We start from the raw sequence: 14675 nt of genomic DNA on the forward strand, positions 1-14675 counted from the left end.
TGACAGGGCAACCGGGCCATTGTCGAGTGACGTGGTCCTGCAGCGCGTTTGGGTGTGCTTCTTGCCCTTCCGGACCATCGCAGCTGACCCGACACCCACGCCGTAACGCTTCAGTTCCCCCGCTGGATCATCGCTTCAAAGCCCGAAGTGCCGGCAGATCAACCAGGGAACGATCAGCGCCAGGCCGACCGTGAGTGGCGCCCCGTAGCGGGTCATGTCGAGGAAGCGGTAGCGGCCCGGGCCGAAGACCATCAGGTTGGTCTGGTAGCCGATGGGGGTAAGGAAGCTTTGGCTGGCGGCGAACAGGATGGCGAAGATGAAGGCCATGGGCGGCAGCTGCAGCCCCTTGGCGATCTCAGTGGCGATCGGCATCAGCAGCACCACCGTGGTGCCGTTGCTGAGCGCTTCTGTGAACAGCTGCGCGAGGATGAACACCACCAGCAGCACGCCGTAGGTGGGCCAACCCTGCAGGGAATGGAGCAGATCAGTGGCCATCGCTTCGGCCAGGCCAGTCTTCTGCATCGCGACGCTGAAGGAGGAAAGCGACCCCAGCAGCAGAATCACATCCCAACGCACGGAGCGTTGCAGCTCACCGGGTTTCAGGCAGCCGGTGGCCACCATGATCACCACCGCCAGGGTGACGGCGGCCATCAGGTTGAGCAGCTTGAACAACGGCAGCAGGATCACCAATGAGGCCACGATCACCGCCACCCACTTGCGATCGGTGGTGGGCAGGTCCTTTTCGAGTTCATCGAGCAGCACAAGATCGTTGTTGGCCTGCATGCCGCGGATGGCGTCGATGGGGGCCTGGAGCAGCAGCACATCCCCGGCCTGGAGCACCACCCGCCCCAGACGCTCGCGCAGCACCTGGTTGCCTCTGCGCACCGCCAGCAGGGTGGCGTTGTAGGTCTGGCGAAAGCGCAGGTCACGCACGCTGGTGCCGGTGATGGTGGAGCCATTGGGGAGCAGCACCTCGACCACTCTCTGGGAGGCGATCGGCTGGTTGCCGGTTGGGCCAGGCTCCCCAGCGCCCGCCTTGATCGGGGCGAGGGTCACGGTGTGCTCCTGCTGCAGGCGCAGCAGGTTCTCGCGGTTGCAGCGCAGCATCAGCCGATCGCCGGCCTCAAGGGTGAGATCAGCCAGGGGAGCTGTGAAGCTCTCCTCGCCGCGATGGAGCTCGAGCACATCGACATCGAAGCGCCGCTGCAGGCGGCTGTTGTGCAGCGACTGGCCCACCAGCTCGGATCCTTCTGGAACGAGCACATCAGTGAAGTAGCCGGCACGGGCCAGGTCGCCGAGCAGGTCGTCATGGTCGAGGCCGCGGTCGGGCAGCAGGCGATCAGAGGCCCAGAGCATGTAGAGGGATCCCAGCAGCCAGATCGGGATGCCGATGGCGGAGAAGCTGAACAGTTCCAGCGAGCCGTAGCCCAGCTGACGGCTCACATCACTGGCAAGCAGGTTGGTGGAGGTGCCCAGCAGGGAAATGGTGCCCCCCAGCACCGTGGCGAAGGAGAGCGGCAGCAGCACCTTCGAGGGGGAGACGCCGCGGCGGTGGCACCAGCTCTCGATCACCGGCAGCAGGGTGGCGACGATCGGGGTGTTGGGGATGAAGCCCGAGAGCGGCGCGACGACGCCCACCATCAGGGTGATCATCCGCTGGGGGGTGCGCACAGCATCGGAGCCGATCAGGGCGCGCAGCCGATCGAGGCCGCCGCTGCGGAACAGCCCGGCCGAGACGGCGAACAGACCGATCAAGGTGATCAGCGCCGGACTGCCGAAGCCCTGCACCGCCTCATCGGGTTTGAGCACCTTGAAGGCCACCAGCAGGGCCATGGCCAGCAGGCCCGTCACCTCCGGCGCCAGCCAGCCGGTGACGAACAGCACGATCGCGCCGGCGAACACGCCCAACGTGATCAGGCCCGCCGGCTGGGAGGCCGCTTCCAGGAAGGCGCTCATGGGCCAGGACACTCCAATGCGGCTGTTGTTGAGTCTTGAGGCTTCTCATGGACCGCCCCTGGAGGCCGAGGAACAACGTACCGCTCGGAGCTGATTCTTCCAGGGGAGGGGAAGATCCCGACGCACCTGATCGTCGCAGCACGGTGGTGACGCGCAACCTCCGGCTTTTCACGCCCCCAGGGGTGCCGACATTGAACCCATGGACACGAGGGCCGCACTCCCCTGTTTGCCGATGGGCAGATCGCGGCGATTGCGGCCACTCAGGAACTGGTGCTGGCCACACGCAACGGGGGCGACTTCAGTGCCTTTGAGGGCTTGAAGGTTGTGAGCTGGCCTTGCAAACCATGAGCACCACTGCCGAGGTGCCTTACAAAGCCAGCGGCACCTGGAGCAAGGCCGAATCGCTACACCTGAACGGTGGCCAGGCTCGAGCGCAGGGGCACTCCGGATGGCTTGACCATGCTTTTGAGCGTGCCTGGAGCGAGGTCGTCGCTTGGCTTTCCAGCAACCGTCATGCGCCCAGGCTGGCTGGAAGGCTTGAACGGCCGGCAGCACCCGCCTGTGGCCCCGGGCCGGCAACGAAGCAGCCCGGCTGCTATGAACCCCTGCGGGGGTTAACTTGGTTTTATGTCCCGTAGGGGATAAGCTGGATCTATTCCTTTCAGGGGATGAGCTTTGTCCCATGTGGCCCGCCTTCCATCACAGCTGGGCGTCTTGCTGCGCAGTCGCCGCAAGGAGCTGGGGCTGTCCCAGCAGGAGGCCGCAGTTCGAGGCGGCTTGCAGCAGAAGACGGTGTCGTCCCTGGAGAACGACCCACAGCGCTGCACGATCGACAGCCTCTACCGCCTGATGGCCGCGTTGACGGTGGAGCTTGTGCTCCAGCCCCGTGAAGCCCCGGTGCGGAGCGCAGGAGACGACTGGTAGCCATGGCACGTCCTCGGTTGGGCCATGGTCTTGACCTGTGGATGAACGGCGAGCTGGTGGGGCACTGGCAGGTGACGTCCACCGGCGGGCACCGTCTCCACTACGCCGCCAGCTGGCTGAGTTCACCCCGTTGCCGCCCGATTTCGCTCTCGTTGCCCTTGCTGCCTGAGGGCCAGGCCCATCACGGGGCCGTGGTGGAGAACTACTTCGAGAATCTGCTGCCCGACAGCCGCGAGATCCGCCTGCGCCTGCAAGAGCGATTCTCCACCAGCAACGGCGGTGCCATGGCGCTGCTGGCGGCGGTTGGGCGCGACTGCGTGGGCGCCCTTCAACTTCTACCGGAAGGTTCGCCAGCGCTGAAGGTGCGTGTGATCGAGGCCGAGCCCCTCGATGAGGCCGGGGTAGCCAGGCAATGCCGGCTCGCGGTGCAGGGCAAGCCCCTGGGCCAGAACGATGGGGAGGCGTTTCGGCTGTCGCTGGCTGGAGCCCAGGAGAAAACAGCGTTCCTCCGCCATGGCGACCAGTGGTGTGTACCACTGCGTGCAACGCCATCCACCCACATCTTCAAGCTGCCTCTGGGCCGGGTGGGAGTGGAGGGGCTTGATCGTTCCCTTTCGATTGAGAATGAGTGGCTGTGCGGCCGGATTGCCGCAGCCTTTGGATTGCCGGTGGCCGCGAGCAGGATCGCCTGTTTCGAGGACCAGAAGGTGCTGGTGGTCGAGCGCTTCGACCGTCGCCTGGCCCGCGATGGCAGCTGGTGGTTACGTCTGCCGCAGGAGGACTGCTGCCAGGCGCTGGGGATACCACCAGGACTCAAGTATCAGAGTGATGGGGGGCCAGGCATCGCTGATCTGATGACGCTGCTGCGCGGCAGCCTGGCCCCCCAAGAGGATCGGATGCAGCTGTTCCGTTCTCTGCTGCTGTTCTGGCTGCTGGCCGCCATTGATGGGCATGCCAAGAACTTTTCCCTGATGCTGGGTGCTGGCGGAGCGTTTCGGCTCACACCTCTCTACGACGTGATTTCGGCCTACCCAGTGATCGGCAGAGGCGCCAACCAGCTGGCTCCCCAGAGGGTGACCATGGCAAGACAGTGGGGCATCGACCCTCAGGCAGCGACGCAGGCGATGGTTGAGATGGTGACCGCCACGACCGATGTGATGGCTGAAGTGACCAGCACCATCCCCGCCGGCTTTCCGAGTTCGGTGGCTGATCCGATTCTGGGCGGTCTGGAGGATGCCGCCCAGCGACTCTCCAAGGCCCTGGACTTAGGCACAAAGACGGAGGAGAGCCTCAGCAGCACGCCTGATACGTAACCGGGAGCACCGCGACTCCGGCCACTGGCGGGTGCCGGTGCCGATCGCCCGCTTCGTGGAGAAGCCCGATCTCGCCACGTCCGAGCCGTTCCTGGCGGCGGGACGCTTCACCTGGAACAGCGGCATGTTTCTGTTCCGTGCCAGCGCGATCCTGGCGGAACTGGAACGAAGTGCCCTTGCCCGCCCAACGGGGCGCTGGATCTGACCTCCATCCTCTGGCGGAGACCAGGCCGCCAACGCGAAGGCGGCTTCATGACCATGAGATCTCTCTGCCGAACGGCTGCTGAGCGTGGATGGGGGAGTGGCGTGTCGCTGGGGGCGGCAGCTGGTTCACAACCCGTGGATGCCGTCAGTTTTTGCCATAGGTGGCGACGTGATCTGGGGACATCGTCAGCAGGCCCAGGACGTCACCATCGCGATGGGCCGTAGCGCGGCGTCATGGGCTGATGCGTAGGGAATACACGGCGTTGATGTCATGGGGCGTTTGGATGCTCGTGATCCTCTCCCACCTGATGCCAGGGTGAGGTACGGCTGATTCCACGTCAACTGGCGAATCTTGTTCAGGATGTCCAGTGCGGCCTGGCGTTCAGGCTTCTGCCGTTTCAAATGCTGCAGTGTCAACAGATGCTCTTGAAACACCGGATTGTTCAGATCCAGCCTGACCTTTGCCTCAGGTGGTGTCTTCTGGCTGATGGCTGGCTGACCATGCGATCGCGGTTTCCAGGTCTGCTGCCGCTGCTGCCCCATGCAGCCAGCGTTCATTGTCAGGAATCACAGTCGCGATGCGCACGATCCAGACACCAGGCTCGCTTTCCTCATCGTGCGGCACGAACGGCACGGGTGTGCGTGCGCGTGCGGATCAGGTGGCGTCGACGTCTTTCCGCGGCGGTGAATCCATGGGGTTGTGCGAGCTGCGCTACCGGTATCGGATCCTCCAGCGTCCGCATGGGATGGCGAAGCCGTTGCGTGCTGGTGTTCTCCCGCACGGAGGTGGAGAACGACTTGCCCCATTGCAGCGGCACCGCCAGCCGCTACTCCGCCAGCAAGGCCGGCAGCGGTTACCTCGTAAACGCCTGACTCCACAACGACGGCCTTCCGGTGGTGATCCTCAAGGCGGCGGCCGGTGAGTTGATCCAGCTCTATGGCGACGGCCAGAACGTGCGCGACAGGCTGAATGTGGCCGACCACGTGAATGCCCTGCTGCTGACGGCCACGCAAGGCACTCTCGGACGGGCTTACTTCGTGGGAGGCCATGAGGAGCGAACCAACAAGCAGGTGTTGGAGGCCATCTGCGCTGATCTCGATCAGCTGGTGCCGGAAGATGCACCCCGCAGCCACCTGATCACACTGGTGAAGAATCGCCCCGGCCACGAGTGCCGCTCTGCCATTGACCCGACGCGCATCAAGGATGAGCCTGGCTGGCAGCCGCGCCACAGCTTTGAAACGGGCCTGGCGGCCAAAGTGCGCCTGTCTCTGGAGCACAAGGGGTGGTGCAGCCAAGTGCGTGATTGGGGTCGCTAAAGTGGCTATCGCCTGGGGGTACTGGCGGGTGAGAGCTGAGATGAGTGAGGCACTCCCCAAGTGATGTTCCGCGATGCGTGAACTTGGGGGTGACCAAGGCGACCGGCTGGGGTTGACTTCTATGGGCCAACAAGCAGCACGCAATCAGCAGCTGATGGACTGATGCAGTCACCTCTTCCGAGCCAAGCCCTTGCGGGAATCAATCCTGAATTCCTGCGTCGAGGATCGGCCACCAGCGGCCTGTTGCTGGTGTTGTTTCTGCTGCTGCACCTGGCGGGGGTTGCCCTGGCACCATGGGCTCCTGCACGGTTTGAGAGCTACGCAACCAGCCTGCATAGCAGCGGCTGGCTGCCACTGGCGGAAGTTGTGTTGCTCGCGGTAGCCCTGCTTCATCTGGGCCTGAGTGTGGCCCGTTGGCTGATCAACCGCCGTGCTGGTAACACCGCTGTGCTGCGCAGCCGCCGCGTCGGACCTTTGGCCCCAGTGGCAGCGTTCGCGGCCCGCAGCCAGGCAGCAGGTGGCATGGCCCTGTTGGTTTTCATGGCTGTGCACCTCGCCCAGCTGCGCTGGCCACGGCCAATGGCTGGTTCTGAACTGGCAGCCCTGCAGTCCGTGCTGGCGAGCCCATGGAGCTTGGCGCTTTATCTGGCAGGGGCTGTAGCGGTTGCCCTGCACCTGTTCCATGGCGGCGAAGCGGCTCACCGCAGCTTGGGGCTGCTCCAGGCTGCCAATGGCTCCCTCATCCGCTCGGCAGCACGCCTGCTGGCACTACTTGTTGGCGGCGGTTTCATCGTGATCACCATTCTCCTAGCTGTGCCGGCGCTAGCGGGTGGAGGGGCCTGATGGGAGGTCTGCCCGATCCGCGCCTTCCCGCCGGCCCGCTGGCCGGTGCCTGGAGCCGCACCCGCGAAAACCTCCCCTTGATCAGCCCGCTGCGCAAGCGGCAGCTGCATGTTTTGGTGGTGGGCTCGGGTCTGGCCGGTGCTTCGGCGGCAGCCACCCTGGCCGAGCAGGGCTACCGGGTCACGGTGCTCACTTATCACGACAGCCCGCGTCGGGCCCATTCGGTCGCCGCCCAGGGGGGTATCAATGCGGCCAAAAACTACGCTGGCGATGGCGACAGCGTGGAGCGCCTGTTTGCCGACACCCTGCGCGGCGGCGACTTCCGCGCACGTGAGGCCGGCTGCATGCGCCTGGCCGAACTGAGCGGCGGCATCATTGATCAGGCCGTGGCCCAGGGTGTGCCGTTCGCCCGCGACTACGGCGGCACCCTGGCAACTCGCAGCTTTGGTGGGGCTCTGGTGAGTCGCACGTTCTACGCCCGTGGGCAAACCGGCCAGCAGCTGCTCTATGGGGCTATCGGGGCGCTGCTGCGCCAGGTGGCAGCCGGCCGCATCACCCTGCTGCCTCGCCGCGATGTGCTCGAGCTGATCACGGTGGATGGGGTGGCCCGGGGGGTGGTGGCCCGCCACCTGCTCAGCGGTGAGCTGGAAGTTCACACGGCCCAGGCGGTGGTGCTGGCCACCGGCGGCTATAGCAATGTGTTTTTCCTGTCGACGAACGCGCTCAAATCGAACGCCACGGCGATCTGGCGGGCCCACCGCCAGGGAGCCTTGCTCGCCAATCCCTGCTTCACCCAGATCCACCCCACCTGCATCCCAAGCGGCGATCCCGGCCAGAGCAAGCTCACGCTGATGAGCGAAAGCCTGCGCAACGATGGGCGCATCTGGTTGCCCGCCATCGCAGGCGACAGCCGCCCGCCGGAGCAGATCCCCGAGGCCGAGCGCGACTACTTCCTGGAGCGCCTCTACCCCCGCTACGCCAACATGGCCCCACGTGACCTGGCCTCCCGCCGGGCCCTTGAACTCTGCAACGCTGGCCATGGCGTAGGGCCTGGCGGCCGCTCGATGTATCTGGATCTTCGTGATGCCATCAACGAGCAGGGGCGCGGCGTGATCGAAGAGCGCTACGGCAACCTCTTGGAAATGTATGAGCGCATCAGTGGCGCCGACCCCTACGCCACCCCTCTGCGCATCTATCCGGCGCCGCACTACACCATGGGCGGGCTTTGGGTGGACTACCAGCTGATGAGCTCGATCCCGGGTCTGTTCGTGCTGGGGGAAGCCAACTTCTCCGAACACGGCGCTAACCGCCTTGGCGCAAGCGCCCTGATGCAGGGCCTGGCCGACGGCTACTTCATCGCGCCCGCCACGGTGACGGCCTGGATGTCTGGCCATCCCACCCCTGCAATCGGAGCCGAGCACCCCTCCTGCCGCGAGGCGGTGGTTCGAGCCCAGGCCCGTATTAACAGCGTGCTGGCGGTTCAAGGCCAGCTTCCGGTGGACCGCCTTCACCGGGAGCTGGGGGCGCTGATGATCGAGCGATGCGGCATGAGCCGCACGGCCGAGGGGCTGCAGAAGGGACTGGCGGAATTGGCCGCGATCGAGCAGTGCTTCCACGGCGACGTGCGGGTGCCCGGGGCAGCGGAGGGCCCCAATCCGGAACTGGAGAAGGCACTGCGGGTGGCGGATTTCTTCGGGCTCGCCCAGCTGATGCTGCGCGACGCCCTGGCCCGGGAGGAATCCTGCGGCGCCCACTTCCGCGAGGAGCACCAGAGCGCCGACGGCGAAGCCCGCCGCGACGACGCCCGCTTCGCCCACATCGCCGCCTGGGAGCACCGGGGCGATGACAGCGAGCCGATCCGCCACAGCGAAGCGCTCACCTTCACCGTTCTGCAGCCCAGCGCCCGTAGCTACCGATGACCACCTCCATCTCACTCACACTGCGCATTTGGCGCCAGGAGGCAAGCGAGGTCGCCGGTGCCTTCCAGAGCTACCGGCTAGAGGCCGTGAGCACCGATCTCTCCCTGCTGGAGACACTCGACCAGCTCAACGAGCAACTGGTCGCTGCCGGCGAGCGACCGGTGCAGTTTGAGCACGACTGCCGCGAGGGCATCTGCGGCAGCTGTGGTTTCCTTGTGAATGGCCAGGCCCATGGCCCCCAGGCCGCCACCAGTGTCTGCCAGCTTTACCTGCGCGAGTTCGCCGATGGCGCCAGCCTCACCCTGGAGCCCTGGCGGGCCCGGGCTTTCCCATTGATCCAAGACCTGGCGGTGGAGCGCGCCGCCCTCGACCGGCTGCTGATCGCCGGTGGCTACTGCTCGGTGAACACGGGCCAGGCGCCGGAAGCCAATGCCATCCTGGTGGGCCAGGAGCAGGCCCGCTCGGCCTTCGAAACGGCCACCTGCATCGGCTGCGGTGCTTGTGTGGCCAGCTGCCGCAACGCTTCGGCCAGCCTGTTTGTGGCTGCCAAGCTGGTCCATTTGGGCCAGTTGCCGCAGGGGCAGCCGGAACGGGCGCGCCGCATCGCCGCCATGCAGGTGGCGATAGCGGCCGAGGGCTTCGGAGGTTGCAGCAGCCACCTGGAGTGCGAAGCGGTGTGCCCGCAGCAGATCTCGGCCGACTGGATCAGTTGGATGCACGCAGAATAAAAGTTTTACACTCTAGAGAGTACTTTCGTATACAATGATCCAAAAGCCTAAATTCACAGACATGCACTCCTTGGCACCCAAAATGAACGAGACCCTGCTCACATGGAGAGAATTCGAAGTCTATTCTCAAAGAATGCTTGCCGCAACAAGGGCCGCGTGCTCAGCCTACAGAGAAATAATCAGCATCGGCGAATTTGAATTCTACTGCACTAGTTGCAGAGCCTTAGTCAAGGCAAAGCCAACAACAGACTGGAATCTGAGAAACTGCATATTATGCCCCCAATGCGGCCTGTCAGGCAGAGAGCGACACTTGCTAGATAATTTAAAGTCACTATCAAAGAATATGCGAAGCAGCAATATATCGATTGCATGTTTTGAAAGCATAACGCAGTTTGCAGATGTAATTAGGAAGCTCTATCCAGGCGCCCACATGTCCGAGTTTATAGACCAGAATGCCAAGCCGGGATCAATTCAAATAATAGAAGTACTGCGCGCAGAGTGCATACATCAAGATATCACCAACACAAGCCACGAAGACTCGTCGATTCAGATTATAATACACAGAGACGTCTATGAGCACATCCCAAATATAAAATCAGCCCTAAAGGAAGCGCACAGGATTCTAGCATCGAATGGGTACATGATATTCACTATGCCTCTATATGATAGACAACAGACAGTGTCAAGATGCGAGATCATAGATGGAACGCTCAGGCATCACTTACCAGAGGCTTACCATGGCAACCCCCTCTCACCCGATGGATCACTTGTTTTTACAGATCCAGGCATTGATTTTTTTGAAACATGTGAGTCCTCAGGCTTTGCTATAGAGTTGTTTCTTGGCCTTGACATTGCCAAGGGATACTTCCCGGATTGCAATCCATATGATATATATCACTCGTGGAATCTATGCTTTATACTTAGAAAAGCCTAGGCTAAAACCAAAACCTATTCATCTCAAATGAACAAGCACATCCAAGAGCTTCACGAAAAAGGATTCACCGTTCTACGAAAGTGCATCAGCGAAGATGCAAGGAAAGATGCCTTAGCAGCATATGACTATATCTGCGCTGAACGGGCTGCAGAAGCACTAGCTACATCTAAAGCCAACGGCAGAAACTCCCGCCTTGTCAACTCACACCTCGAATCAGAGAAGATTTCCTCACTATTCTTATCCAAGAGTCTTCTTGACACATGCGACACGTTTTTTGGGGGCCGTAGAAGCGCTATTTATACATCTTTATTCTTTGAGGAGGGGACCAAGCAACCGCTTCACAGAGATGCGCCAGTATTCTGCACATTCCCAGAAAATTTGTTCCTTGGATGCTGGTTTGCGCTAGAAGATTCACGCATCTCTAATGGCGCCTTAATGGGGATTCCCGCATCGCACAAGATATTTTACGACGAGCTGAAAAAGAGATATGAAATCGGAGTAGATAGACTTAAAGATTTGCCTGACATCCCTTACAGCGATAATGTTTCTTGGAATCAATATCAAAACTACGTTTACGATTCTTGTAGCAAGATTGGACTTGCTTGTGAGCCAATTGAAGTAGATGCATGTGACGTGGTGGTATGGCATCCACTGTTCGTGCATGGGGGGCTTCCGCATACTTCAGATGCAACCCGCAAGTCGATTGTCATGCATGTGATCCCAGAGGAAGTTGACGTACATGGATCGTATCTTTTCTTTAGCCCATACAAGACTTTTGCCCCAAGGCGAATGGAGTTTATAAGCATTGGAAGCTCAGAAAGAAAGATGAAGACTGAGTGTGTTCACTTTGGAAAAGATGCATAGAGATGCCACACGGTATGCCCACTGATATATCATTGTTAATCGACAATGGAGAGCTTAGGGACCTAGAGGTTGACAACTACTTGCCTGAACGCATACGCTTAATTGATTTTGAATATTACAGAACAGCTACCCATTGTGGCGACAAGCCAGACTTGCTTCACCTAAGCAGGCAAGAGCTGCTGCTTCATAATATCCGACGAGGAAGATTAGAGGGAAGAGTCTACAATCCACGAATTCTGCAATACCTAGATTCAGGTTTTTATCGTTCAGCCTACCCAGAGCTTGATCTTATGGATAATGCTCATGCACGGAAACATTGGCTTTATGATGGAGCTTTTCAGATGAGAGCTCCTAATTCAGTCACGAAGCAGATAATGGAGTCATACATACACCTTTTTCAAATGGGAAAGGTTGGATCTAAGTCTATTGAAGAGTCATTGAGGATGGCGGGTCATACCAAGCAAGTAATGCATCTTCATTTTGCAAATGAGATGATTACTACATATCCCGACTGCTATTATTCATATCCAGAGATTATAAGGGATTCGTCTAGTGATATTTTTTTTATCACAGGAGTTCGCGAGCCAATTAGTCGTATTCTCAGTGGATGGATAGAGTCAATCAAAAGCCATGCATCGTCAATGAGCCTAAGTTATCTAGAGGATTTACTAGATGACCCCATCAGTCTTGAGATGAGCTTGGAAAGAGAGTTAGGTACAATAGCCGATTGGTTTAAACACAATTTTTACTGTGGACTTGATGTTTACTCAAAGCCATTCAATCAAGAAAGAGGATTTGCGATTGTATCAGGGGCGCGTCACAAGGTTCTTGTATATACAATTGATAAACTTGATGGCCTTTGGGGCGACCTGTCAGAATTTTTGGGGCTTGACCTTAAATGTACGAGGATTAATGAAACGAGGCTTAAGGGATCTAGAGAACAAGAGCTTCAGAGCAGGATAAGGATGGTTAAGTTATCACAGAAAATCATAGATAAAGCATTTGATAGTAAATATGTCAGGCATTTCTGGAGCACTGAAGATATTATAAAATTCAAGGGACTGTATGCAGATCTAGACTAAAGTCAATAGGATAATATCCATACAGTGTAGGTGACTATGCTTTCTAGTTTCCTCGTGTCGATAGTAGCTCGTGATTCCTTCATCAGTGATCATTTTTATCAAGCCTTGCCAAAGTTATTGATCACTTTAAAATAAGTATTGCAAACTCAGGCAAAAGATCAATGAATTCGTTATCGAAATTTGAAGCCTCAGATTCATTCCTTTTGCAATCTAGAGTAGTAGGGTCTCTCCCGCAGAGAGGAGTTCGTTCACCCAATGACGTCGCTATCTCAAGCGGAGATCAGTTATTTCTCTATGGTGGCTCGAATAATTACTTTAAATCTTACGACGATGATCCTATTTTAGCTACGACTAAGGCTGATTATTGGGTCTATGCAATTGAGAACTGGAATAAGTTTTGCAGATCTCACGGCATCTTATTTGCATCTCTAGTAGTTCCTAATAAAGCAACTATTATTCCATATGCATATCCTTGTTCTCTGCCAACTCACATAACACCAGTCCTTAAGAGACTGCTTGATTCTGCTAATAAGTTAATTGTGTGTCCCATAGATGACATGAGGCTGTTGAACAGAAGATGCTCAGTTTATCGACTACTTGACAGCCACTTGTCCGAGTTTGGTAATACTGTAATTTTTAACAGAATATTGAAATTTCTAGATATTAGCAACGAATTTGAGTTTGATGCTCAGGTCGTTGAAGTCGCTAATAGTGGTGATCTAGGCGCTCATTTTAATTTAAGTAGCACATTCGAATTGGTAAAACGAATCCAGATAAGAAATGAGCTCAGCATATCATTGGATATCTTATCGGAGCCTATTGGATCACATACAGGCCTTGCATATGACGTAGTGAATAATGAAGCATTAGTTGACAAGAGTCTATGCATTTTTGGAAACTCGTTCATTGATAGGCCGCATGGATGGGGTCTTGCGCCATATTTCTGTAGAATATTTCGGAAGGTTCGTTTTTGCTGGGAATCAGCATTTTACCCTGAACTAGTCGAAGACTTTAAACCTGATATTGTTATTTTTCAGACTTGTGAGCGTTTCTTACAGAGAGCTCCGGGCAAGAAACCATATGGTCATTACCCTCATATCGTTATGAATAGTCAAAGCCTTAATCGTACCTTTTTTCAAATCAAGCAGCCTACCATGATGATACATCCCACTCTTGTTCCTGAGTCTAGTGATTACTTAATAGCTCCAACATTTGATTGTAAAATTTATCTTAAGTCGATCTGTCTTGGGAATTATGGGCCTAAAAATCCATTTTGTCTTTTTAGCCTTGCACAGCTCAATAAATGGGAGATGCCTAGTTCTAATGAAATTCATTGTGTTTGCTTGGAGTCGAGACAGTTTCAGCGCATAGATATATGTCATTTCACGCAGAAGTATATAGATAATGGTATCATAGAGCTGTTGCGAAGCTCAGTGAGCCCAGGTAAATGGGAGATATATAGCTTTTATCCACGTTCTAACCAAGCATTTGAGCTTGCTGTAGGCGTAGTCATTCCTTCGTCATCAAAAGATTTTAAATTGATTCTAAAGTGTGATGGCCGTTTACCAGTCGATCAATTCTACTATCATGACGAGAACCTAGGTCAAGCTCATTGGTTTATGCCTGAAAATAATGTAGTTGGTGCAACATATAATTTTGAGAATATGCCAATGGATCCATATCTGTCATTTACATTGCAAGTTGAGGATGCTTCCTCGGGTGATATAATTGATTATATGCCCATAACCATTCATACAAATTCTGCTATGCTTGACTGCTTGCCGGATTTAGCGAGAATTCGCAGGGTAGCTGGCCCTAACGCGAACGCATGTATGTTCCTGAATAGTGGACGAACTAGCTATGATCGACTAAAATATATAGCAAAAAAATACGGGAAGGACATCGAAACAGATAAAACATCAATCCTTGACTGGGGTGTTGGTTGTGGTAGAGTAGCAATGCATATGGCCCAGCATAAAAACTTGACTCTACAGGGTATTGATATCGATAAGGATAATATTGAATGGTGTTCCAATAACTTACTAGCCGGTATCTATTCGTTTGTAGATCCTTTCCCGCCAACTGTCTTAGAGAGTCAGTCAATAGACTTGATTTATTCTTGTTCTGTTTTGTCGCATCTAACGCAATCAGCTGCGGACGCTTGGATGCATGAGTTAAAGCGGATTCTTCGGAACGGCGGAATTGCTTTGCTTTCATTTAATGGGACTTCTAATACGGCTTCATATCTCTCTAAACGGCCAGAAGAGTTTTTGAATGTAATTCAAGATTCAGGCTTCTTCGATGGTGATACTTGCAAAGAGCTTGATGGATATATACCGGATAGCAGCTACTACAGGGCCTCATTTGTAAACGATGCTTTTTGGGTTAATCTTTTTCAGAAGTACTTCAATTTGTTGGGAATAGAGTACTCAGTGGTTTCCGGGCATCAGCATATTGCAGTGTTGACTCATTAGTATTAAGTAGAGATGAGCCATCTTGGTGCTATCTAGAGTATGCCCTTGTTCTCGCTAAGCGTTCCGGCACCTTCAGCGTTTGATATTACTATCTAACGATAGACTATGATAACAAGC

Annotated in this window: 14 protein-coding genes and 1 pseudogene; 12 read left to right on the plus strand and 3 right to left on the minus strand. The window is 56.4% G+C overall.

Going from position 1 to position 14675, the window contains the following annotated elements:
* Positions 1–135: 135 nt before the first annotated feature.
* Together KBZ13_RS13455 and KBZ13_RS15830 are read right to left on the minus strand one after the other, a co-directional pair.
* Entirely contained in the window at positions 136–1956 is a 1821-nt protein-coding gene (locus KBZ13_RS13455; protein ID WP_255009967.1) for an SLC13 family permease, read from the minus strand.
* 404 nt (positions 1957–2360) lie between these two features.
* Positions 2361–2471 carry a type II toxin-antitoxin system HicA family toxin gene (locus KBZ13_RS15830; RefSeq protein WP_409995662.1) on the minus strand — a complete coding sequence of 37 codons (111 nt, stop codon included), beginning with the start codon at positions 2469–2471 and terminating at the stop codon, positions 2361–2363.
* A gap of 199 nt (positions 2472–2670) precedes the next feature.
* On the opposite strand from KBZ13_RS15830, the gene KBZ13_RS13460 reads away from it, so the two are divergent.
* The 3 genes and pseudogenes from KBZ13_RS13460 to KBZ13_RS13470 form a co-directional block, all read left to right on the plus strand.
* Positions 2671–2880 carry a helix-turn-helix domain-containing protein gene (locus tag KBZ13_RS13460; RefSeq protein WP_409995663.1) on the plus strand — a complete coding sequence of 70 codons (210 nt, stop codon included), beginning with the start codon at positions 2671–2673 and terminating at the stop codon, positions 2878–2880.
* A gap of 41 nt (positions 2881–2921) precedes the next feature.
* Positions 2922–4193, plus strand: a complete 1272-nt coding sequence (locus KBZ13_RS13465) for a type II toxin-antitoxin system HipA family toxin (RefSeq protein WP_255009971.1) — start codon at positions 2922–2924, stop codon at positions 4191–4193.
* A gap of 34 nt (positions 4194–4227) precedes the next feature.
* Positions 4228–4368: pseudogene (locus KBZ13_RS13470) on the plus strand (sugar phosphate nucleotidyltransferase); the annotation flags it as partial.
* Positions 4369–4583: 215 nt separating this feature from the next.
* Here the strand turns inward: KBZ13_RS13470 and KBZ13_RS13475 are convergent.
* Entirely contained in the window at positions 4584–4940 is a 357-nt protein-coding gene (locus KBZ13_RS13475) for a hypothetical protein (protein ID WP_255009974.1), read from the minus strand.
* Between the two features lie 198 nt (positions 4941–5138).
* Between KBZ13_RS13475 and KBZ13_RS15755 the strand changes: the two genes are divergently transcribed.
* From KBZ13_RS15755 to KBZ13_RS13515, 9 genes are all read left to right on the plus strand, one after another.
* Positions 5139–5270 (plus strand): hypothetical protein, encoded by a 132-nt coding sequence (locus KBZ13_RS15755; protein ID WP_315859641.1) that lies wholly within the window; start codon positions 5139–5141, stop codon positions 5268–5270.
* 21 nt (positions 5271–5291) lie between these two features.
* On the plus strand, positions 5292–5714 hold the full coding sequence (locus tag KBZ13_RS13480) for a GDP-mannose 4,6-dehydratase (protein ID WP_315859642.1): 423 nt from the start codon (positions 5292–5294) through the stop codon (positions 5712–5714).
* Positions 5715–5876: 162 nt separating this feature from the next.
* Positions 5877–6557, plus strand: a complete 681-nt coding sequence (locus KBZ13_RS13485) for a succinate dehydrogenase (RefSeq protein ID WP_255009976.1) — start codon at positions 5877–5879, stop codon at positions 6555–6557.
* Positions 6557–8476: a fumarate reductase/succinate dehydrogenase flavoprotein subunit gene (locus KBZ13_RS13490; RefSeq protein WP_255009978.1), complete on the plus strand. Its 1920-nt coding sequence runs from the start codon at positions 6557–6559 to the stop codon at positions 8474–8476. The genes KBZ13_RS13485 and KBZ13_RS13490 overlap by 1 nt, the downstream gene beginning before the upstream one ends.
* Complete coding sequence (locus KBZ13_RS13495) at positions 8473–9204, plus strand: succinate dehydrogenase/fumarate reductase iron-sulfur subunit (protein WP_255009979.1); 732 nt, start codon at positions 8473–8475, stop codon at positions 9202–9204. The genes KBZ13_RS13490 and KBZ13_RS13495 overlap by 4 nt, the downstream gene beginning before the upstream one ends.
* Positions 9205–9286: 82 nt before the next feature.
* Positions 9287–10138, plus strand: a complete 852-nt coding sequence (locus KBZ13_RS13500; RefSeq protein ID WP_255009981.1) for a methyltransferase domain-containing protein — start codon at positions 9287–9289, stop codon at positions 10136–10138.
* Positions 10139–10165: 27 nt separating this feature from the next.
* Positions 10166–11002: a phytanoyl-CoA dioxygenase family protein gene (locus KBZ13_RS13505; RefSeq protein ID WP_255009983.1), complete on the plus strand. Its 837-nt coding sequence runs from the start codon at positions 10166–10168 to the stop codon at positions 11000–11002.
* A gap of 2 nt (positions 11003–11004) precedes the next feature.
* Positions 11005–12084 carry a putative capsular polysaccharide synthesis family protein gene (locus KBZ13_RS13510; RefSeq protein WP_255009984.1) on the plus strand — a complete coding sequence of 360 codons (1080 nt, stop codon included), beginning with the start codon at positions 11005–11007 and terminating at the stop codon, positions 12082–12084.
* A 608-nt stretch (positions 12085–12692) separates the two neighbouring features.
* Positions 12693–14558 (plus strand): methyltransferase domain-containing protein, encoded by a 1866-nt coding sequence (locus KBZ13_RS13515; protein ID WP_255009987.1) that lies wholly within the window; start codon positions 12693–12695, stop codon positions 14556–14558.
* The last annotated feature ends 117 nt before the right edge of the window (positions 14559–14675 follow it).

The sequence above is a fragment of the Cyanobium sp. ATX 6F1 genome (assembly GCF_024346315.1).
Lineage (GTDB): Bacteria > Cyanobacteriota > Cyanobacteriia > PCC-6307 > Cyanobiaceae > ATX-6F1.

Coding starts and splice junctions, on each gene's coding strand:
- KBZ13_RS13455 (WP_255009967.1), bottom strand. CDS start 1,956: ATGAGCGCCTTCCTGGAAGCGGCCTCCCAGCCGGCGGGCCTGATCACG.
- KBZ13_RS13505 (WP_255009983.1), top strand. CDS start 10,166: ATGAACAAGCACATCCAAGAGCTTCACGAAAAAGGATTCACCGTTCTA.
- KBZ13_RS13495 (WP_255009979.1), top strand. CDS start 8,473: ATGACCACCTCCATCTCACTCACACTGCGCATTTGGCGCCAGGAGGCA.
- KBZ13_RS13500 (WP_255009981.1), top strand. CDS start 9,287: ATGAACGAGACCCTGCTCACATGGAGAGAATTCGAAGTCTATTCTCAA.
- KBZ13_RS13510 (WP_255009984.1), top strand. CDS start 11,005: ATGCCACACGGTATGCCCACTGATATATCATTGTTAATCGACAATGGA.
- KBZ13_RS13485 (WP_255009976.1), top strand. CDS start 5,877: ATGCAGTCACCTCTTCCGAGCCAAGCCCTTGCGGGAATCAATCCTGAA.
- KBZ13_RS13475 (WP_255009974.1), bottom strand. CDS start 4,940: ATGGGGCAGCAGCGGCAGCAGACCTGGAAACCGCGATCGCATGGTCAG.
- KBZ13_RS15755 (WP_315859641.1), top strand. CDS start 5,139: ATGGGATGGCGAAGCCGTTGCGTGCTGGTGTTCTCCCGCACGGAGGTG.
- KBZ13_RS15830 (WP_409995662.1), bottom strand. CDS start 2,471: ATGACGGTTGCTGGAAAGCCAAGCGACGACCTCGCTCCAGGCACGCTC.
- KBZ13_RS13465 (WP_255009971.1), top strand. CDS start 2,922: ATGAACGGCGAGCTGGTGGGGCACTGGCAGGTGACGTCCACCGGCGGG.
- KBZ13_RS13490 (WP_255009978.1), top strand. CDS start 6,557: ATGGGAGGTCTGCCCGATCCGCGCCTTCCCGCCGGCCCGCTGGCCGGT.